At 62.8% G+C, this 21500-nt stretch carries 14 protein-coding genes and 1 tRNA gene; 8 read left to right on the top strand and 7 right to left on the bottom strand.

The genetic code is table 11. The features are described 5' to 3' along the window. Together JQ611_RS32585 and JQ611_RS32580 are read right to left on the bottom strand one after the other, a co-directional pair. The coding region (locus tag JQ611_RS32585; protein WP_249133634.1) for a GAF domain-containing protein at positions 1 to 4091 on the bottom strand (4091 nt) is incomplete at its 3' end. 1158 nt (positions 4092 to 5249) lie between these two features. Continuing rightward, a complete protein-coding gene (locus JQ611_RS32580; RefSeq protein ID WP_211998730.1) occupies positions 5250 to 7172 on the bottom strand; it encodes an AsmA family protein in 1923 nt (640 codons plus the stop codon). Between the two features lie 244 nt (positions 7173 to 7416). On the opposite strand from JQ611_RS32580, the gene JQ611_RS32575 reads away from it, so the two are divergent. Together JQ611_RS32575 and JQ611_RS32570 are read left to right on the top strand one after the other, a co-directional pair. Further along, positions 7417 to 8124: a CoA transferase subunit A gene (locus JQ611_RS32575; protein WP_212032631.1), complete on the top strand. Its 708-nt coding sequence runs from the start codon at positions 7417 to 7419 to the stop codon at positions 8122 to 8124. A gap of 79 nt (positions 8125 to 8203) precedes the next feature. Next, on the top strand, positions 8204 to 8854 hold the full coding sequence (locus tag JQ611_RS32570) for a 3-oxoacid CoA-transferase subunit B (protein ID WP_212032632.1): 651 nt from the start codon (positions 8204 to 8206) through the stop codon (positions 8852 to 8854). A gap of 152 nt (positions 8855 to 9006) precedes the next feature. Here JQ611_RS32570 and JQ611_RS32565 read toward each other — a convergent pair whose 3' ends face one another. The 4 genes from JQ611_RS32565 to JQ611_RS32550 all read right to left on the bottom strand — a co-directional run bounded on the left by JQ611_RS32565 (position 9007) and on the right by JQ611_RS32550 (position 16824). After that, entirely contained in the window at positions 9007 to 10605 is a 1599-nt protein-coding gene (locus JQ611_RS32565; protein WP_212467768.1) for an iron ABC transporter permease, read from the bottom strand. Positions 10606 to 10920: 315 nt separating this feature from the next. Further along, positions 10921 to 11949: a Fe(3+) ABC transporter substrate-binding protein gene (locus JQ611_RS32560; protein WP_212467760.1), complete on the bottom strand. Its 1029-nt coding sequence runs from the start codon at positions 11947 to 11949 to the stop codon at positions 10921 to 10923. Between the two features lie 194 nt (positions 11950 to 12143). Beyond that, positions 12144 to 13100, bottom strand: a complete 957-nt coding sequence (locus tag JQ611_RS32555) for a threonine/serine dehydratase (protein WP_212467759.1) — start codon at positions 13098 to 13100, stop codon at positions 12144 to 12146. A 91-nt stretch (positions 13101 to 13191) separates the two neighbouring features. After that, on the bottom strand, positions 13192 to 16824 hold the full coding sequence (locus JQ611_RS32550) for a PAS domain-containing sensor histidine kinase (protein ID WP_212467758.1): 3633 nt from the start codon (positions 16822 to 16824) through the stop codon (positions 13192 to 13194). 368 nt (positions 16825 to 17192) lie between these two features. On the opposite strand from JQ611_RS32550, the gene JQ611_RS32545 reads away from it, so the two are divergent. From JQ611_RS32545 to JQ611_RS32535, 3 genes are all read left to right on the top strand, one after another. Further along, positions 17193 to 17582: a phasin family protein gene (locus tag JQ611_RS32545; protein ID WP_212265645.1), complete on the top strand. Its 390-nt coding sequence runs from the start codon at positions 17193 to 17195 to the stop codon at positions 17580 to 17582. 325 nt (positions 17583 to 17907) lie between these two features. Further along, positions 17908 to 18342 (top strand): phasin, encoded by a 435-nt coding sequence (locus JQ611_RS32540; RefSeq protein ID WP_212265646.1) that lies wholly within the window; start codon positions 17908 to 17910, stop codon positions 18340 to 18342. 237 nt (positions 18343 to 18579) lie between these two features. After that, a tRNA-His gene (locus tag JQ611_RS32535) sits at positions 18580 to 18657 on the top strand. Positions 18658 to 18739: 82 nt separating this feature from the next. On the opposite strand, the gene JQ611_RS32530 is transcribed toward JQ611_RS32535, so the two are convergent. After that, positions 18740 to 19690, bottom strand: coding sequence for a hypothetical protein (locus tag JQ611_RS32530; protein WP_212467757.1), 951 nt, complete (start codon positions 19688 to 19690; stop codon positions 18740 to 18742). A 35-nt stretch (positions 19691 to 19725) separates the two neighbouring features. On the opposite strand from JQ611_RS32530, the gene JQ611_RS32525 reads away from it, so the two are divergent. The 3 genes from JQ611_RS32525 to JQ611_RS32515 all read left to right on the top strand — a co-directional run bounded on the left by JQ611_RS32525 (position 19726) and on the right by JQ611_RS32515 (position 21368). Continuing rightward, complete coding sequence (locus JQ611_RS32525) at positions 19726 to 20088, top strand: hypothetical protein (RefSeq protein WP_249133633.1); 363 nt, start codon at positions 19726 to 19728, stop codon at positions 20086 to 20088. Positions 20089 to 20202: 114 nt separating this feature from the next. Continuing rightward, complete coding sequence (locus tag JQ611_RS32520; protein WP_409363320.1) at positions 20203 to 20496, top strand: hypothetical protein; 294 nt, start codon at positions 20203 to 20205, stop codon at positions 20494 to 20496. Positions 20497 to 20687: 191 nt separating this feature from the next. After that, the gene (locus JQ611_RS32515) at positions 20688 to 21368 is read left to right on the top strand and encodes a ParA family protein (protein ID WP_212265649.1); all 681 of its coding nucleotides are present in this window, start codon (positions 20688 to 20690) and stop codon (positions 21366 to 21368) included. Positions 21369 to 21500: the final 132 nt, after the last annotated feature.

Here is a 21500-nt window from a genome sequence, read left to right as displayed (position 1 = left end):
TGCCCAGGCTCGGTCGTCACATCAATTCTGCCCCCGTGTTGCTTCACGATGATGTCGTGCGTCATCGAGAGACCAAGGCCGGTTCCTTCACCGGCTGGTTTGGTCGTGAAGAACGGGTTGAATATCTTCTCTTTGACATCATCTGGGATGCCGGTCCCGTTATCGCGAATACGGATTTCGACCTTGTCGCCGAGGTTCTTCGTCGTGGCGGAAAGCATTGGCTCGAAGACGTCACCAGTTTCCACTTTGCGTTTCGTCGCAGCGTAGAACCCGTTCGAGATCAGATTGAGCAGGACCCGCGTGATCTCTTGCGGATAGACGTCAGCCATGCCGACGGTCGGATCGAGATCGCGTTGGAAGGCAATACTGAAGCCTGCCTTTTCTGCTCGGGCACCGTGGTAAGCAAGGTTCAGACTCTCATCCAAGAGCGCATTGATGTCCGTGGGCCGCTGTTCGGCAGAGCCCTCGCGCGAATGCAGCAGCATGTTCTTGACGATGGAGTCGGCGCGCTTGCCGTGCTGCACGACTTTTTCGAGGTTGTCCTTCAAAAGCCGCGTCAACTCGTCGACTTCCGCCCGCATCTTGCCATCGAGCGGGGCCGGCTTGAGCACGTCGTTCAGCTCGTCCGTCAGTTCCGCCGACAGCGCCGAGAAATTATTGACGAAGTTGAGCGGGTTCTTGATCTCATGCGCGATGCCAGCCGTGAGCTGGCCGAGCGAAGCGAGTTTTTCGGTCTGGACCAGTCGCTCTTGCGCGCTGTGCAAGTCCTGTAGCGATCGAGTTAGATCATCCGTGCGATGCCGCAGCTCATTAAGGAGGCGTGTATTGTCAATAGCAATGACTGCTTGGGCAGCGAAGTTCGTCAGCAAATCGATCTGTTGATCCGCAAACGGCCGCACTTCCGTACGGTAGATGATAATTGCGCCTCTTAACTCACCGTTTTTGAGCATTGGGACACCGACAAGAGATCGTGCACCTCCGAAGGTACCGGCCGGGCCGGGGACAACCTCCGCAGCCTCGTCGGCTGTGTGGCTCGGTTGCTTTGTCCGCATAATCCGATCGAGCACTCCCGATGCAGGTCGAAAGGGTCCGCGTTGTTGCATGTATTTTGTATATTCTGCGGATGCGCCTCGAGCCGACACGTACTGAAATCCACTTACATCAAAAGTACATAGGACGCCGAACTGAGCCTCGCAGAGACGCACCGCGTTCTCCAGCAAAACTTGAAATACCGGCTCCAGCTCACCCGGCGAAGAACTGATGACTTTCAGCACGTCCACGGTGGCGAGCTGCTGCTGCAGCGCCTCCGTGAGGTCGCGCGTTTTTGCCTGCACCTCGTCAAACAGCCGAACGTTCCCGAGGGCGATTACTGCCTGATCGGCAAAGGTCTGCAGCAGAGCAATCTGTTTTTCGCTAAACGGCTGCACTTCAGTGCGGCGAAGCGCGATCGTTCCGATGCTTTCACCCTCGCGCAGCAAAGGTGCGCTCAAAACTGTGCGAATGCCCTGGTGGCGCGCTAGTTCTCGGCCCTCGGGGAACTCTTCGCCTTCGGAGGGAAGATCGTGCACGTGGACCGGTACCCCATCGACGACAGTGCGTCCCATGACCCAATTCCGGTTAATCGGCCATTTCTCCATATCGATTGGTATTGATCCGTGGTGCGCGCTGAAGCGCAGGTCCTCGCCGTCTTTCAGGAACACAAGAGCGTCAGAGGCATCGCAAAGCTCGCAGGCAGTTTCGACGATTGCCTTAAGAACCGGCCTTACCTCAGTTGGCGAGGATGCGATAACGCTGAGAATCTTGCCGCTCCCTGTCTGGTAAGACAGCGCCTCGCTCAGATCGCGCGTCTTGGCCTGCACTTCTTGGAACAGACGAACGTTGCCGATGGCGATCACGGCCTGATCAGCGAAGGTTTGAAGCAAGGTAATCTGCTTTTCGCTGAACGGGTGAACTTCGGTGCGGCGAAGTACGATAGCGCCAATGCTTTCGCCTTCGCGCAGCAGCGGCACGCTGAGGATGGTGCGATGGCCCATGCGCAGCGACAGCTCGCGGCCATCGGTGAAGTCGGCGTGCTTCTCGTCGCTCAGATCCTCAATGTGAACCGGCGTCTGGTCGACGAAGGCGCGGCCGGCGGTCCAGCGGCGGTTGATCGGCCACTTCTCGATGCCGATCGGAATTGGTCCGTGATGCGCGCTGATCCGCAGATATTCGCCGTCCTGCAGCACCACCGCCGCATCATAAGCATCGCAAAGCTGGCAGGCGCTTTCGACAATGGCATTGAGAACAGGCCCTACGTCGGTCGGTGAGGATGCGATCACTCTGAGGATGTTGCTGCTCTCTGTCTGATAGGTCAGCGCCTCCGTAAGGTCGCGCGTCTTCGTCTGCACCTCGTCGAATAACCGGACGTTCTCGATCGCGATCACTGCCTGGTCGGCGAAGGTCTGGACCAATTCGATTTGCTTATCGCTGAAGGGGCGGACATCACGGCGTGCCAACACGAAGACGCCGATGGGTGCACCCTCGCGCAGCAAAGCGACACCGAGCCGCGTGCGCACTTCCGGATCTTGAAATCGGTAATTTTGGTCAGTCTGAGAGTCTTCGATATGAACGGTTTTACCTTCAAGCAAGACCCGTCCGATTGTGCTGCCCGTGCCCGGCTGGAACGAGCAGTTTTCAAGAAACACCTTCCTGGGAGGGGAAAGCCCACAGCTTGCCGTCAGGCGGTAGGCGTCATCTCTGGGCTGAAATATCGTGCCCTCGTCGGCTTCGCACAGGCGGGCCGCGGATACGACCAAAGTTTCCAACACAGTCTGCAGATCGAACGCCGAGCGGCTGATCACCTTGAGCACGTCAGCGGTGGCGGTCTGCTGTTGTAGAGACTCCGAGAGGTCGGCGGTCTTCGCCTGAACCTCCTTGAATAGGCGCACATTCTCGATGGCGATCACGGCCTGGTCGGCAAAGGTCCTAAGAAGGCTGAGTTCCTTCGGCGTGAATGCGGCATTTGGCTCGCGTAGCACCGAGATTAGGCCGATCCCCTGGCCCTCCCAGATCATTGGGGTCATTACGACGGAAAAATTGCCAAACACCTGAACCACGCGACGTATGCTCGAAGGTACGTCAGCACCATACATCACGTCGGGAAGATAGACTTGCCGTCGCTCGCCAAGGACGCGGGGAGCCGATGTCTGCTCGATTGGCAGCGGGTACACCTTGTCGATTGCTTCGTAGCCAGTTCCACGGCGTGCCGCCACATGCAGCAACCCATCGCCAGGAGCGAGAAAGATCGAAACCTGCCTGCAATCGAAAAGCCGTTCCGTGCTATCGAGTATGCGCTCGAAGACCGGCTGCGTGTCGGTCATTGACCTCCCGATCACCTGCAGCACTTCCGATGTGGCGGTCTGATGCTTCAACGCTTCCTGCGTTTCGTTGAACAGCCGGACGTTCTCGATGGCGATGACGGCCTGGTCGGCGAAGGTCTGCATCAGTTGCACGTGATGCTCGGCGAATGAACCTGTCGTAGCGCGGGTGATGCTGACGACGCCAATCGGCACGCCGTTGCTCATTAGCGGCACGAACAGCATGCTGCGGAAGCCATGCAGCCGCGCGATTTCCTTGATCGGCGCGTGCGGTATCTCTTCGGTGTCCGGGATCGGGAAGGGCTTGCCTTGCTGGGCCAGCCGGAACGCCTCGAACGCATCGACCGGCCTGGGAAAATCCGCTTGGAGGGCTGCATCGGCAGCCGGACTTACCGGGGTGAACGCGGCGAGATGCACAGTATCGTCGAGAAAGCGGAAGACTGCAGTGGAGAATCCGCCGAGCAGCCGGTTGGCGCTTGAGGCAATCGCCTCAAACACCGGCTGCACGTCCGACGGCGAAGAGGCTATGACCTTCAATATCTCGGCAGTCGCCGCCTGCTGCTCGCGGGCTTCCTTCAGGTCTTTGATCGGATCGGAGACCGAACGACGCTTAACTCGGGCGGCTGCTGGCGCAGTGCGGGGCTTGGTCTTGGTGGTCTTGCGGCCCTTTGCTGGGCTTGCGTTGCGGGCTTTCGCCTCGCTCTTCTTGCCGCCCGTTCTTGATGGCCGCGCCATGTCTGCCCCCAGGGTCAGGACGAGCATCTTATCGGGCTAGACCGTCCTTCAGAAGGGGCGGATTGGGCTGAGCCACAGGTGCCAGCAGGCCAGGCAAATGTCCGCCTCGGGTCATTTGCGGACGTGAGCCTCTGCGTCGGCGACTTCCGATTTGCCCCCAAAAGCAGACATCACGATCTTTGCCGGATTCCTGCTTTGCTCCCAAGATCGGCTCGACGAGATGGCGGAGGCGTTGTCCGTTGGGTGCTAGCTTGCGCCCGAGCCAGGCCCCGGCGCAGGACTGAGCGGAGCGCCCCCGACCGAAAAGGGGCCGGCAGGCTTGGGAAGTGGAGGAGGAGCTGGAGGAAGAACTGGAGGGAGTACTTTTCGCGACGCCTGGATAATCCGCGTGCGAGGATTTGGACGTGGGATGCTGGAAGTCGTCGAAGGTAGGATGCTGGAAGTCGTCAGCGGTGCCGCCTGATTCTGCAGAGAGCTCACCTGCGCCGTCAGCAAGGAGAGTTGACGGGTTATTCTTTTCAAATCCGCCTGTTGGGCTGAGGCGCTCTGCATGAGCGACATCAACACATCGGCGTTTTGCTCCTGCGACGTCTGAATGTCCCGCAGTCCCGCCCTGACAACTGGATCCGGTACGAGGACTGGAGCCGGACTAGGCGGAGGAGGGGCAGCGACGCGATTATAATTTGGCGGGGAGAAGCGGCTGAAGTCCGGCAAGGACAACCGATCGACGCTCGGCAAAGAGAACTGATTGAAAACCGGCATTGAGAAGCCGCCGAAACTCGGCAAGGAATTGGCGGTGGCCGCACCAATGACGGCCATGGCAGCCAGCGAGACAGCTAACATCGGCACCGGCCTGGGGGCTACCTGCGGTGCCGCCTCGGGCTGTTTGCCCCCTTGCGCTTCCCTGCCCGGTGCTTCGGCCACCTGTGTTCCCTACGTCTCAGCCCAGTCGCGAGATTCTTCCCATCACCGGTCAGCAAAAGAGCCATCGTGGTGACAAACCAGCAATGGCTCGCGCGCGCTTGCCCACCTGAATTCGGCTCAAATCATGGGCTCGTATGGTTAATGTTCAGTTATTCCGGAAGACTAGCCGACGTCGGTGCCCGTCCGAGCCGGGTCGCAAGCGTCATCGTGAACAGGCTTGTGGTCATGCCGTCGTCAGTTCGGCTTCGAGGCACCTTCTGCCGCCGCCGGTGCCGCCGGCCTTGGGCCGCCGCCGGTGATCCGCTCGATCACCGAGCGAACGGCGTCGCGGGTCTTGCGATCCTTCACGGCATCCAGCAGCGGGGCGGCGCCCGGCGAACGGCGGATCAGGCTTTCGGGATCGGGGAACACCAATGGATCGTCCCACGGGCCCTGCACCACGAAGGGCAGGTCGAAGCCGGGCGGCGCGTTGGGGGCAGACGTCAGACTGGCGACGCCCTTCAGATCGTATTCGCGCGCCGGCACCGAGGCGGTGCCGGTCAGGGTGAGACGCGTCGTCGGACCTTCGACGCGGACGTCTTCGGCGGTCGCGATGCCGTCGTTGAACTTTACCGACACGTTGAGCGTATCGAACGGCGTCGAGCCGTTGCGGAAATTGCCGCTGCCGGACAGCGGCCGCCGTTCCAGCCGCTTCAACAGCTGCTCGACATTGAAGCCCGCGATCGCGCCGTCACGGCCGGTCAGGGTCGCGGTGCCGTCGAGCGAGGTGACGAGCCCGAACGGGCTGGAGCCCGAGGCCACCAGCGAGACATTGAGATTGCCGCGGCCGGAGAGCTTGTTGACACCGAACAATTCGGATGCGCAGGCGTGCAGGTCGACATCGGTGAACTGGAACTGGGCCTTGACGTCGGCGATCGCGTCCGAGCGGGCGACGCCGAACGTGCCCTTGGCGATGCCGCCATACATCTGCGCCTCGGCGACCGAGAGCGCGAGCGCGCCGCTGCGCAGATTGGCGCCAAAGGCGGTGCGGCCGAGCTTGGTCGAGCCGACCGTCACCTTGGCGGCCGACAGCCGCATGTCGAGATCGGTGGTCGACAACGAGTTCAGGTCGAACAATTGCCGATTCCAGTCACGCGCTCCGCTCGCCAGCAGGCGGAAGGTCGAAATGTACGGCGTGAAATCCAGCGCCCCGGCGGCCAGCGTCGCCTGCAGCGTCTGCCGGCCGTTATTGGCAAAGGTCATCACGCCTTCGGCGACGTTGCCGTCGAGTTCGACATTCACATTGGTCAGCGCAACGGAACCGCCGACCACATTGGCGCGGGCCTTCAGCGCGAAGCGGCCGAAGCCGCCGCCGGGCGGCGACTGTCCCATCCAGCGCAACGCGTTGCGCAGCGACGGGCTGTCGATCGTCACCGTGCCTTCCATCATCAGGCTGGTGCGGTTGGCGAGCGCGCCATCGAATGCCAGTTTCAGCGGTGCGCTGACCAGCCGCGCCTTCACGCCGGAGCGATCGCCCGACAGCAGCGCGACGAAATCGCTGGCGCTGACCGAGCCGTCGACGCGCTCGCCGCGCCAGTCGAACTGCCCGGTGGCGGCGAACGAACGCGAGATCGACGGCCAGGCCAGCGACAGGTCGATATCGCTTAGCGCCTCGGATACCTGGCTGGTGGCGTCTTCATAGTTGAGCACGCCGTCCTGGATCCGGATCTCGGAGAACGACACCTGATTCTCGGCGCCCGGCTTCATCGCGCGCGCGATGGTCTCGACGAACGGCGTCCAGTTGCTCTCGCCATGGCCGTCCCTGACGACGCGGATATGCGGCCGCAGCATCATGACGTCGGCGATCTCGAACCGTCGCAGCAACAGCGGCAGCAGGCGCAAATTCGCCGTCAGCACATCGACCTGCAGCGCGGGGTCGACGGTGGCGCCGCCCTTCAGCCTGACATTGTGAAACGAGACATAGCTGCCGGGAAATACCGAGACGTCGATCGCACCCGAGACGACCAGATCGAGCCCGGTGACGGCGCGAATCTGCGCCTCGACCGCCTGGCGCAGCGCGTCCCGGTTGAGGAACCAGGAGGTCCCGATCAGGCCGATCAAAGCCAAGCCGAGAAACGCCGCAATCGGCATCCCCAGGCGCTTCATTCCTTGGGCCATCGTCAAAGACATATCCAGGTCGGGTTGAGGGTTTGGTTGTCCGGGGCGGCCGCGTCTAGCTTTCAGCCCTTGCCAACCCACACAACCTGAAGGGTTTTCTTGACGCTTTCAAGGCCATCCTGGCGTTGTGAACCGCCGCCTGCGGTCCAAAAGCGCGCGCATTGACGCAGTGCGAAGATTTCGCCTAATAATCCCTGAGATTATGCCGGCCTTAAGCCGTTTCCTCCATCAGGTCAGACATCCCATGAACAAGGTTTACCCCGACGCCAAATCGGCACTCGACGGCGTTCTCAAGGACGGCATGATGATCATGTCGGGTGGTTTCGGTCTTTGCGGCATCGCCGAGACCCTGTCGGACGCGATCCGCGAATCCGGCGTCAAGAACCTCACCGTCATCTCCAACAATGCCGGGGTCGACGGCATCGGGCTGAGCCGGCTGCTGGAGACCCGGCAGATCAAGAAGATGATCTCGTCCTATGTCGGCGAGAACAAGCTGTTCGCCCAGCAATACCTCGCCGGCGAACTGGAACTCGAATTCAATCCGCAGGGCACGCTGGCCGAGCGCATCCGCGCCGGCGGCGCCGGTATCCCGGCCTTCTTCACCAAGACCGGCGTCGGCACCCTGATCGCCGAAGGCAAGGAAGTGAAGGAATTCGACGGCGAGAAATACATCATGGAGCGCGGCCTGTTCGCCGACCTCGCCATCGTCCACGCCTGGAAGGGCGATACCGCCGGGAACCTGGTCTATCGCAAGACCGCGCGCAATTTTAACCCGATGATGGCAACCGCTGCCAAGATCACCATCGCCGAGGTCGAGCACCTGGTGCCGGCCGGCGAGATCGACCCCGATCACATCCACACGCCCGGCATTTTCGTCAAACGCATCATCGACGTCGGCACCGGCAAGAAGCGGATCGAGTTCCGCAACACCCGTCCGCGCCCCGCGGCGTAACCAAATTACAGCGCATGATCCGGAAAAGTGGATACCGGTTTTCCGACAAGATCATGCGCCAACAATAGTGGAGAGCCCCATGGCCTGGACCCGTGAACAGATGGCCGCTCGTGCCGCGAAAGAGTTGCGCGACGGTTATTACGTCAATCTCGGCATCGGCATTCCGACGCTGGTCTCGAACTACATCCCCGACGGTATCGACGTCAGCCTGCAGAGCGAGAACGGCATGCTCGGCATGGGCCCGTTCCCCTATGAGGGCGAGGAAGACGCCGACCTGATCAACGCCGGCAAGCAGACCGTGAGCGAACTGCCGTCGACCAGCTATTTCTCGTCAGCCGAATCCTTCGGCATGGTGCGCGGCGGGCATATCGATCTGTCGATCCTCGGCGCGATGCAGGTGGCGCAGAACGGCGACCTCGCCAACTGGATGATCCCCGGCAAGATGGTCAAGGGCATGGGCGGCGCGATGGACCTCGTCGCCGGCGTCAAGCGCGTCGTCGTCGTGATGGAGCATTCCGCCAAGGACGGCCCAAAACTCCTGAAGACCTGCAACCTGCCGCTGACCGGCGAGAAGGTCGTCGACATGGTGGTGACGGATCTGGCTGTCTTCACCATCGACAAGCACGGCAAGGACGGCATGGCGCTGATCGAGCTCGCCGACGGCGTCACGCTGGACGAGGTCAAGGCCAAGACCGAAGCCGAATTCCGCGTCGCGCTGAAGAACGCGTAAGGCGCGACAAAATTCTATGGTCGTCCCGGCCTTGCGCCGGGACCCCCGCGGCGGCCTCTCGTTGGCGCGCTGTAGGAGAGACCTTCTTCAAGCAATAGACGACCGGGGTTATGGGTCCCTGCGTTCGCAGGGACGACGGAAGCCTTTGCCACCTACGCCGGTCCTGACGGCACGTCGGAGAACCGCGTCAACCACGCCACCGGGCCGATGCTGGCGGCGACGATCAGCAGCGCCGCGAGCGCGCCGTCCTCAAAACTGCCGCGGCTGGCGAACTGGTAGATCGAGGTCGCCAGCGTATCAACGTTGAGCGGACGCAGCAGCAGCGTCGCCGGCAATTCCTTCAGACAGTCCACGAACACGATGATGACGGCGCCCAGCATCGCCGGCCGGAGCAGCGGCAGATGGATCAGCCGCATCGTGGTGGCTTGCCTTGCGCCGGCGGCGCGCGCGCTGTCGTCGTAGTCGTGCGGGATTCGCTCGAAGCCTGCCTTGATCAGTCCGGTCGGCACCGCCAGGAAGCGGATCACATAGGCGATCACGACGGCTGCTCCCGAGCCGACCAGGATCAGCCCCGGCAATGAACCTCCGAGCCATCCGCCGAGCGCGCTCAGGCCATTGTCGATCGCGAGCACCGGGGTCAGCAAGCCCAGCGCGAGAACCAGGCCGGGCAGGGCGTAGCCGGTTTGCGAGATGTTCATCGCAACGAGGCGCACCGGATCCGGGCGCCAGCGCCAGGCCAGGATGGTGGCAAAGCCGAGCCCGAGCGCAATCAGCGTCGCCAGGGTCGCGAACGCCACCGAATTGAAGGCATCGCGTCCCAGCGTCATGTCGAAATTGGTCAAGAGCCCGCGCTTGAAACTCTGTTGCAGCAGAAACAGCACCGGTACGATGAAGCCGAGCAGCACGGGCGTGAGGCAGGCGGCGAACGCCCACCAGCCCCGGCTGCCGTGCAATCGCGTGCGCGGCGTCAGCCGCGGGCTCTCGGCGGAAAACCCGGTCGCGACATTGCGGCGGCCATAACGTTCGATCGCGATCAGGCCGGCCACGATCGCCAGCATGAAGCAGGACAATTGCGCCGCGCCGGCGAGGCTGCCGCGGTTGAGCCAGGTCGTGAAGATCGACACGGTGAGCGTACGGACGCCGAGATATTCGCTGGCGCCGATGTCGTTCAACGTTTCCAGCGACACCAGCGCCACGCCGACCGCCAGGGCCGGCCGTGCCATCGGCAGCGAGACGCGGAGGAAAATCTGCAGGCGGCTGGCGCCGAGCGTTCGCGCGGCTTCGGCGAATTCGGCGCTCTGGAACTGAAACATCGTCCGCGCCGAGAGATAGACGTAAGGGTAGAGCACGAGGCCGATGACGATGATCGCGCCCGGCATCGAACGCAAATTGGGCAGGGCGGCCACCGTGTCGCGCAGCGGAAACCAGATCGCCAGCGTGCGATGAACGAGGCCGAGCGGTTCGAACAGGTCGGCATAGACGTAGGCGGCGATGTAGGTCGGGATCGCCAGCGGCAGCGGCATCAGCCACAACAGCAGCGCGCGGCCGGGAAAGTCATGCAGCGAGATCAGCCACGCGGTGCCGGCGCCGATCACAAGCGCCAGCGCGCCGACGCCGAACAGCAACAGCGAGGTGTCGAGCATTGCCCGCGGCAACACATAGGCGATCAGATCCCGCCACAGATCGGGCGCGGGGTTCATCGCCAGCGCGATGACCGCGATCACGGGCGCGGCGACCATGATCGCGGTCATGACCGCGATGGCCGCCGAGATCCGTCCGGCGTGCGCGGAAGGGTTCACGGGAGGTCACATGTGAATGGGGAAAGTCGGTGTATTGGCTGGTGGAGGTGGGCTCCCTCCCCCACGCACCCGGGGTTTAGCCCGGTTGCGTACTTTGAGTTTGCGCAAGTCGGGCAGGCCCGACTTGCGTCGGGGGAGGGCAGGGGAGAGGGGTAAGCCACGCGCACTGCCGTTGCCGCCACCCCTCTCCCTAACCCTCCCCCGCAAGGGGGGAGGGAACGCAATTGCGGTCGCCGCGCGATCACGATTCTATCGCTTCACGGAAGCTCAATTATCAAAGCCGACCTTGTCTACCAGCGTCGCGGCCGCCTTGCGGTTGGCGGCGACCTTGGCGATCGGCAGGGAATCGGCGTTGAGCTTGCCATAGCCCGCAACGGTCGGGTTGATGGCGACGCCGGCACGCACCGGATATTCGTAGTTCTGGTCGGCATACATCTGCTGCGCCTTTTCACCGGCGAGCCATTCGATCAGCTTGAGGCCATTGGCCTTGTTCGGCGCGTGCTTGGCCAGCAGCACGCCGGACAGATTGACGTGGGTGCCGCCGCCCGCAAAGGTCGGCAGGATCACCTTGGTGGCTTCCGCCCACGGCTTCTTTTCGGGATCGTTGTTCATCATCAGCGCCCAGTAATAGGTGTTGCCGATGCCGATGTCGCACTTGCCGGCGGCGACGTCGCGCGCGGCCTCGCGATCTCCGCCCGAGGGTTTCTGCGCCAGATTGGCTTTGACGCCGCGCAGCCATTCCTCGGCTTTGGCCTCGCCGTATTTCGCGGTGTAGGCCGCGAACAGTCCGTTGTTGTAGATGTGCTGGCCGGAGCGGATGCAGATCTTGCCCTTCCACTTGGGATCGGCGAGCTCTTCATAGGTGATGGCGTCCTGCTTGACGCGATCCTTCGAGGCGTAGATCACGCGCGCGCGCATCGAAATGCCGGCCCAGTGTCCGTCGGGATCGCGGTATTGCGCCGGCACGACCTTGTCGAGCGCCTCCGACTTGATCGGCTGGGTCACGTCGGCCTTCACGGCCTCGTCCATGCGGCCGATATCGACCGTCAGCAGCACGTCGGCCGGGCTGTTGGCGCCCTCGGCCTTCATGCGCTGCTCGAGCCCTGAACTCGCCGAGACGACGTTGACCTTGACGCCGGTGTCCTTGGTAAAGGCATCGAACAGCGGCTGGATCAGCTTGGTTTCGCGATAGGTATAGACGTTGACTTCGCCGTTATCGGCGGAAGCCGTGGTGATGGCGGACGAGGCCAAACCAAGCAACGCCGCTGATGCGGCGAAGACGCGAAATTTGATCATGAGGGCTGCTCCGGCAGGCACGAGGATGATGCCGGTTTCACTAGCCCAGCGGATAGCGCGCACGAAGCGCCGCGATGTCGCGACGGCATTCTTTTAGAGCGATTCCAGATTTGAGTTTAGAAGCATTCCAAATGTGTCGCTCGACGTTGGCCCACTCCATGCCTCATCGACAACAGCTAGGGGTGTTCGCCTTCTCAGCGCGTGATGTCGAAATTCACCGCGGCCGTGTTGCCGCCACTGACGACGACGGCCACGCGTTCGCCGTCGGCCGGCCGATAGGCGCCGGACAGAATCGCCGAAAAGGCGGCGGCGCCTCCCGGCTCCGCCACGATGCGCAAGGTGCGCCACAGCGTCTGCTGCGCCTCGGCGATCGCGTCGTCGGTCACCAGCACGGTGCGCGGCGCGTATTTCTGCGCGATCGGAAACACAATTTCGCCGACGCGGCGCGGCGCCAGCGAATCCGCCGCCAGCCCGCCGGCCTCCGCATCGACGGGATGTCCGGCCTCCAAAGCCCTGGTCAGCGTCGGCGACGCAAACGGCTCGACACCGATCACCTTGATGCGGCCGGCGTACCAGGCCGCTATCCCCGCAACCAGCCCGCCGCCGCCAACCGCAAGGAGGACCGTGTCGATGTTGGGAAGTTGTTCGTCGAGCTCCAGGCCGATCGTTCCCTGCCCCATGATGGTTTCGTTCTGGTCGAATGCGTGAACCGGCAGCGCGCCGGTTTGCTGCGCCCATGCTTCGCTTCCGGCGAGCGCATCCGCATAGCCATCGCCCTCAATGGTGAGGTCCGCGCCGTACTCGCGGATGCGCGCGATCTTGGCCGGAGAAGACACGCTGGGAACGAAAATCTTGGCCGGTATGCCGAGCCTCATCGCCGCATAGGCGACGGCAGCGCCATGGTTGCCGCCCGACGCTGCGACGACGCCCGCTTTGGGGATCGCCCGTGTCAACAGATTGGTGAAGGCGCCGCGGGCCTTGAACGCTCCCGAATGCTGCAGCAATTCGAGCTTGAGGCTGATGGCGCCGGCCGACAGCCCGAACTCGCGGCCATCGGTCTCGATCACGGGCGTGCGCCTGATATAGGGCCGGATGATCTTCTCGCACGCTGCGATGGCTTGCGGCGTTACGGCTTCACCAAGTCCATCCATGGCAGTCTCCCGCAGCTTGCAATCCACAAGTGTCACGAAGCCCGCATCGCGAAACTAAAAACCCGTTCTCGCAAAAATTTGACGGCCGCGCTCAGGCCTTCGCAGTCGTGTGCGCGAACACCACCTCGATCAGCGTGCCCGAGCGCGCGCCGGTCTTGATCTGGAATCGGGCGCGGTTGGCTTCGACCAGCGCTTTGGTCAGCGACAGGCTGACGCCGGCGCCCTCGGAGGCCTGATCGGATGGTGCCGGGGTGCGGAACGGCTCCAGGGCGGCGGCGACTTCGTTGTCGTTGAGGCCGTGGCCGGTATCGCGGACCCGCAGCATTACCTCGCCGAAATCGGACAACGCCGTGGAGACGATGACCTGGCCGCCGGCATTGGCAAGATGGATCGAATTGCCGATCAGGTTGAGCGTGATCTGGCGCAACGCGCGCGCATCGGCGATAACAGGCGGCAGCGTGTGCGCCAGCGAGGTGCGGATGATGATGCGTTCGCGGTTGGCCTGCGGCTGCATCACGGCGACGCAACTCTCGACCAGTTCGTTGAGATTCTGGTTGGTGAACGACAGATCGAGCTTGCCGGTCTCGATCCTCGAGAGATCAAGCAGGTCGTTGATGATCGAGATCACCCGCTCGCCGGAGGCGCGGATGTCCTTCATGTATTCGACATAGCGCTCATTGCCGAGCGCACCGAAACGTTCGCCGATCATCACTTCGGAGAAGCCGATGATGGCGTTGAGCGGCGTGCGCACCTCATGGCTGATGCGGGCCAGCACGTCCGCCTTGGCGCTGGCGGCGCGCTCGGCGAGGCGCCGCGCTTCCCGCAACTCGTTCTCGCTCTGCTTGGCCTGTGACAGGTCGCGGAACACCGCGAAGAAATTCGGACCATCGGCCTTTGTCCGTCCCATGGTCATCGACAGCGGAATGAAGCCGCCCTTGCTCTCGCGCCCAAGCGTCTCGCGGCCGTGCTCGAGCAGGCTGGCGACACCTTCGGATTTGATGCTGGCGAGATAGTCGAACACCTCGTGCTGGCTTTCCGGCGCGAACAGATCCGCCAGATTGCGCCGCGCCAGGTCCTCGCCGTCATAGCCGAACAGCGCTTCGGCGCTGCGATTGGCCGAACTGATGTTGCCCTCGGCGTCGAACATCACGATGCCTTCGGCTGTGGTGTCGAGGATGGCGCCAAGCTCTTCGGCATCGGCGTGGCCCGCCGGCAACGGTTCGGCGGCCGGCGGTTCGGCAACCGGCACAGCTTCGGCGATCGCAGCGGCGACGGCCGCCGCTTCGACGCGTGCGCCCGAGAAGATCAATGCGAGCGCGGAATCGCCGTCCCATGAAATCGTGTAGAGGCGCGCGTCGGTCGCCGCCGGTGGCGTCGATGCGGGCCCTTCCGGGTCTTCTTCCGAGCCTTGTTCCGCAGGTTTCGGCTGGCTCGCGGAGATCATCACCGGCGTGCCGGTGTCCGACGTCGAGGGCGCGCTGGAGACGCCGGGCTCGACATAGAGCGCGTCGAGGCCGCCGGCATCTTCCAGCGCATGCAGGCTCGGATAGCCCATCTGCGTGAGGAAAGCGGGATTGGCGTAGAGCAGCCGGTCGAGGCGGTAGATCAGAATGCCGACCGGCAGCAAGTCGAGCAGCGCTTTGTCGCGCCTGCTTTCGCCGCGCGCCGGCGGTTCGGAGGGGGCCAGCCATTCCGGCTGCACCGGGGCATCGCTCGCGGCTTCCTGTGAAGCTGCCGCATACGCGTCCGTCGATGCGGCGTTCTCGACCACGGTTTCATCGAGGCCGGTGACGGCCTGTGTCGTCTCACTGCCGTTCTCGTTCTCGAGCCGCGCCGACAATTGCCGCGCGAGTTCGTTGAAGGCGCTGTTTTCGACCGGCGTCAGCGATGGCGGCTTGGCGTCGCCGGGCGGGCGGAACGGCAGAACGTTCTTCGGCGTTTCCGCCTGCATTTCTGCCAGAGTATCCTTTGGGGTATCCACGGCGGCATCCAGATCGGTTGGGTGTGAAATGTCGGAAGCAATCGGCTCGGGCAATTCCGTAACGGGAGGCGACGCAACGCTGTTCTCGATGACAAATTCCGCGGGCGGCTCATCTGCCGCGGTCGGCTGCGCGGTTACGTTCTCGCTGAAATCTTGCGGCAACGCTTCGTGAGGCGCGTCCTCCGCGGACGGGTCCTGCGCGGGCAGCTCCGGGCCGACCGAATCCGACGCTTGGCCCGCCTGGACGATATCAGCCGAGCGCGGTTCCGGCGCGACCGGCGCGGGTGCTCCACCGAAGAATTCGTAGCGACGCAAGGCGGCCAGCCGTGCCAGGCCGTCGAGATCGCGGCAAACGCCGAAGCCGCGAAAGCCGGCAAAATGCCGTGCGCGATCGAAGATCGGCAGGCCCGACAATTCGACCGGCAGCCGCGCGCCGCCATCGACCGGCCAGTTCAGCGTGATGCCGCTCCAGGTCTGGCGCGTGGCAAACGCCTTCATCACGCGGCCTTCGGGATCGAGCCCGAAGGCTTGCGCGATCTCGCTCCACAACCGGCCGAAGCCGGCGGTGGTGTGCGGGCCGATCAGCCGGGTGAATTCATCGGCGCCGAGCGTGAAGCGGCCTTCCTGATCCATCTGCCACATGAAGCGCAACGGAAGCCGCCGCGCATGCGGTGACGGCTCTTCGAACCAGGACGGCGCCTCGACGGGGGCGGCGGCGATCGGCGCTTTCAGGTTTTCGGCTGATGACTCAGGCGCGGCGTCGGCGGCGAATGAGGGCGTGGCTTCGTCGGCGATCGCTTCGACGTCAGGAGATGGTTCAGGTGGCAACGCGGCGGATGGTTTGCTGCTGGACGGCGCCGCCGCGGCGACCGGCTCGGTTTCGGGTTCTTCTTCCGGCGCCTCTGCGAACGCGTCGAACAGCGCCAAGGCGGCCGGCGCTTCGCCCATGGGGGTGGGCTGCGGCGGTTCGGGCGCGGGATCGTTCGCGACAACGCCCGCCACCGGCGGCTCGAGTGGTTCAGGCAATTCTTCTTGCGGTTGCTCTTCTTGCGGCTGCGCCGCCGCGACGGGCTCCGGCGCTGCTGCGTGCACGGCGTCCGGCACGATCAGCGCGACGAGGCTGGTGTCGGCGCCAGCGCCAACCCGTTGCAGCACCATGCGGCCGATGTCGATCGCGGTTGCGACGGCGCCCTGTTTCAGCGCGTCCTGGCGCGCATCGTCGAGGCCGGCCTCGACCAGATTGTGAAAGCCGAGCAGGGGACGCGCCGTATCGCTGGTGCCGATCAGGATGCCGTCACGGGTAAACGCCGCGACTGGCATCGCGAGACCCTCGACCAGCCGCTGCAGCCGTTCCTTCAGCGGCATGGCGCGGCCTGAGATGTTGCCGGCAGCAACCAAAATACCGTGGCTGCCATCGGGCAGATCGAGCCGCGAACAGCCGCAGGTCGCGAGCATGCCGGGCGCCGCGCCAAAACCTTGCAGCCGCTCCAGCCGGACCGCGCCGTTCGCAAGCAGGCGGCCGGCGAGCCGCGCGATCTGCCGCCGATGCGGATCGGCCGGTCCGAAAATTTTCCCCGCCAGCGCCGTGCTGTTGGCCGTGCCGAACAAGCGTGCGCCGACCGGATTGGCCCACAGAACCCGCGTGCCGTCGCTCGACCACAGCCATGCGGCCAGGGTGCTCGTCGCGTGCACCGCCAGCCGCGGATCGCCGAGCGCTAGCATCTGGAGTTCGGCATTATTCATCAGCGCGACATGACCGTGGACGTGAGCCTTCTGCTCGAAGATGATTTTTGCGAATCGGCGGCCAAACGCTGACTGCCCTGCAGGATCGCAAGTGGATCGCCAGTATCGCAAGCGCGGCGCGGCAGGTCCACGGCCGGGCGGACCCAAGCGGTATTCTAAGCCGCGATAACCTTAATCCAGCTGAACCGAATCGGCCTCTGCGGCGTTGAGCTTGTTGCAAAAGACCGCCGGGGGTTCACGATGTGAACCCGAGGCCCTCCGCCCAAGGTGCACGATGCGGAACCGCCGACACGGCATCATACCGGTGAGGTCTTTTAGCGATACCTGGACGCCTGCCAAGCAGCCCCCAACACCACAGGAGTGGGACCATGAGCGACGATGGCCGTTTCGAGATTCCAAAGGAAATGCGATCGATGGCGGAGGCGAGCTTCGAGCAGGCCCGCCAGACCTTCGAGAAATTCCTCTCTTCCGCGCATCAGGCCGCGGGCTCGTTCGAGGACCATGGCGCCGCCGCGCGCACCAACGTCAAGGAAATCGGCAGCAAGGCGGTCGCCTTCGCCGAAAAGAACGTTCAGACCTCGCTGGACTACGCGCAAGCGCTGCTGAAGGCCAAGGATCTGACCGAGGTGATGCGGCTGCACAGCGAGTATGTGCAGGGCCAGATGCGTGCGCTGGCGGAGCAAGCCAGCGAGATGGGTCAGATCGTCAGCCGCGCTGCGATGGATGCGGCGAAGCCCAAGAGCCCAGGAGAGGCCTGAGGACACATGCTTCAAAAGTCCCGCCTATTCTACTTTAGGATTTAGAGACTAGAAATACACTCAAAGCAGGCAATGTATGCCGCAGTGCACATTGTTTTGCTTTGCGTTGCACAAAATTGACATGATAAGGGTGTTTATTGGGCATGCCCGACGATGGGCACTCCCCAAGACCGGAGTTCGATCCGGAAATATGTACCAGTATTCCGAGAAGATCGTGCTCAGACAAGCAGAGACCGTGTGATCCAGTACGGCGCTACCGGCGTTTTCACCGGTGGCGTTCGCAAGGGGTCACCACAATTCACCCCGTTGCGAAGGAAGCATGCGAATGACCAGTTCGACCGATCCGTTCTCCGCCTCCATCATTCCATTCGAAGTCCCCGAGCAGATGCGTGCGTTCGCTGAAAAGGGCGTTTCGCAGGCGCGCGACAACTACGCCAAGTTCAAGGATGTGGCCGAGAGCCATAACGGCACCATGGAAGCCGTGTTCACCTCGGCCAACAAGGGCGCCAGCGCCTACTCGGCCAAGCTGTTCGAGTTCTTCAAGGCCAACACCACGTCCTCGCTCGACTTCGCGCAGGACCTGCTCAGCGTGAAGACGCCGGCAGCTGCCATGGAGCTGTGGACCTCGCACGCCAAGAAGCAGTTCGAGACGTTTTCGGCCCAGGCCAAGGAACTCGCTGAACTCGGCCAGAAAGTTGCGACCGAAACCGTCGAACCGATCAAGGCGTCGGCCGCGAAGTACCAGCAGCCGGCCGCCTGAGCCCGCATTAAGGTTTGAAGAAGCCCGGGCAGGTCAGCCCGGGCTTTTTTGTTGCCCTCTTCTGTCCTTGGGCCGGTCCTTCGCAGGGCTGGGCCATCGATGCCCCGAAGCAAATGAACTTTGTCCGCCCCCGAAACGACTGATAATCGGGTGGCTGGTGGCCTTGCCAAAGCGTGGCGTTGCACCTAGTTTCCCGCCCATTCGCGACCCCCTTTTTTCGTGGGGCTCGCGCAGGATGCAGTTGTAGCTCAGTCTGGTTAGAGCGCCTGTCTGTGGAACAGGAGGTCGGTGGTTCGAGCCCACCCAACTGTACCAACCCCATCGCGGATATTCCGGGAGACCGTCGGATTCGTTGCGCTGGCCGCAGCGCCTGTCCGGCCAATGATGCCTGACCGGATCAGACCGGCACGCCTTTCACCTGATGGCCGATCCAGCCGAACAGCCGCGATGCGGTCGCGGCGGCCAACACCGTCGCCAGCAACTCGAGCGGGCTGTTGAGCGCAATTCTGGCTGCGCTCCACCAGCTGGGCAGATCGTCGAGGTCGCTGATCAAGCCGACCGCCAGGAATCCGGCCAATACCGGCAGCAGCACAATAAAAAAACTCTTCAGGATCAACCAGCTTCGAGCCTTCGTATCCGCCAGCACATGGCGCAGCGAGGCACCGGGCGCGTCAACCGCGATCGCCGGAAAAAGAATAGCCAGCCGCACCAGGACGACGACGACGACGATCGCGGTTGCGATGGTCGCGATTGAATCTGCGTCCTCGGACGGCGTGATCAGGCCTGGCAGGTAGGGTGGAAGGGTGATGAGCGCCCACAGCACGACGGTCCAACCGAGCAAACGCCGGAAGCGTGGCGCGAATATCCCGAAATCGTAGCCGGAAGTGGTTTCGCGGAGGATCAGCAGGCGGTAGATCGCGATCTCAAGCGGAAGAATCAGGATGGTCTTGATCGCATCGAGGCCTTCCCGGAGCACCGGGTTGTCAGCGATAACAGGCGCAACGAATCCCAGAATCCCCACGGCAAGATAGATCAGCAGGCCGACCAGGGAGAGGAAGCGCAGCCGAACAAACACGTCGAGCATGCCATTCCACACCGAGCGGAAGGTGGCCCCGAAGGATAGGTCAGGTTGGTCGGCCAACGATTTATCCTTCGGCTCCGCGAACTGATCGCGGCAAGCTATGCGGTTAGCAGGCCCTTCTGAAAAGGTCATTGCGTTGCCCAGCTTGCCAATTCCCCAATTCACCGCCCATTCTGCCGCCCGTCCAGCCGGTGAAGTCAGCGCTGGTCGCCGCACTTGTGCTGTGGCCTGTTGTCCACCCCTGCTTGCCAATCCCGGGCGGTTCACCCACAATTCGTGGAATCATTGCCTCGGGGGGATTCATGGCGACTTTTCGGATCAGCAATTTCGGGTTTGGTTTGGTGTTGACGACGGCGCTCGCATTTTCATCGCTGCCGGCTTCGGGTCAGAGCTACACCCCTGAACAGGAACAGGCCTGCACCAGCGACGCTTTCCGGCTTTGCAGCTCCGAAATCCCCAATGTCGAGCGCGTCACGGCCTGCATGGTCGCCAAGAAGTCACAGCTTTCGCCGCCCTGTCGGGCGCAATTCAGATCCGGTCCCGAACCGAGCCGGGCCGCTTCAGCGCCCGCCGGCAGGCCAATGGCGATCAAGCCGGCGGCCCCGCGCAAATCCGCGGCCAAGGCGCGTAAGCCCAAGAAATCGGCAAAACCAGCCCGGACCTGAGCGCGGCATGCCATTTCAAGCCCCCTTCGCGCGACAGACTGACGCCTTGTTACTCCAGCCGCGAGTCAACATCTCTTCAGCACGAGGAGAGATTAATTGAGCAAAGAATCGCAAATGGAGCTCGACCGGCATTTTGCCTGGTTCGAAGCCAAGCTGCCGGCCGGCCCGGCCAGATTCGTCGCCTGGCTGCGCAAGCCGTCGTCGCGCTACGTCAGGATTCCGATCGCTATTCTGCTGATCCTCGGCGGCATTTTCAGCATCTTGCCGGTGCTTGGACTCTGGATGCTGCCGCTCGGACTCCTTTTGTTCGCGCAGGACGTCCCGTTTCTGCAGACGCCGATGGCGAAGCTGCTCGGATGGATCGAGCGCAAGTGGATCGAACGACAGCGCGCAAAAAGCATGCGCTGAATCGATCAAGTCACTCTGGCGATTCCATTTTTGCGATTTCATCACGGATTGCGGCGTCGCACGCAGTGTGACTCAAAAAGCAACTTTATTGGCTAATCAGTGGCTTCTTCGCAATAAGCAGCAAATTTTTCTTTCACGAATCAGTGCGCTGATTCATTTTCGGCTTCTGGGGTCAATCTGGAGGCCAAGGTATGAACGTCATAGTTTTTGCTTCGCGTAAGGGGGGCTCGGGAAAAAGTACCCTGGCTGCCCACATTGCTGCGCATGTCCATAAGTCGACGAAGCCCTGTTTGATGGTTGATGCTGATCCGCAGGGATCGCTTACTCTCTGGCACAAATTGCGTGGAACGAACGAGCCGCCGATCAAGGCCGCGGTAAATTCGGTCAGCGGAATTATCGCCGCCGCCAAGCGCGACGGCATCGAATGGGTGTTCATCGACACGCCGCCGAATTTGTCGGCCGTCGTCGACGACGCCATCAAGAACGCCACGATGGTGATCATTCCGGCGCGGCCCGGCGTGTTTGACGTCAATGCCGTGCAGGAAACCATTCAGACCTGCCGTGCGGCGCGCAAGCCCTATGCGGTCGTCATCAACGGTGCCCCCGCGAGCCGGGACAGCGTTGAAAGCCGCATCGTCACCATCGCGCGTGAAGCACTGATCAAATTCCGTGCGCCGGTGTGGAGCGGTCAGATCACCAACCGTGCCGATCTGTTACTGGCGCTTGGTAACGGCGAAGGCGCCCGCGAATATTACGCGGAAGGCCGGGCCGCTGCGGAAATCAGCCGGCTGTGGGCTGCGATCGAACGTTCGATCAAGGCCATCCGCGGCAACGCGTCGGCTTCCGGCGCCATGCACAAGCAAGCGGCGTAACAACGCCGCTTACGGACTCAAAAAAGACGCGCGGGACTCCGCGCGTTTTTCTATTGTATGTCGTCATTCCGGGGCGATGCGCAGCATCGAACTACGATGTGCAATTGCACATCTGAGGTTCGCATCTTCGAT

This window comes from Bradyrhizobium sp. AUGA SZCCT0182 (assembly GCF_018130185.1).
In the GTDB taxonomy this organism is placed as follows: Bacteria; Pseudomonadota; Alphaproteobacteria; order Rhizobiales; family Xanthobacteraceae; genus Bradyrhizobium.
This window is presented reverse-complemented; position numbering and strand designations above follow the sequence as displayed.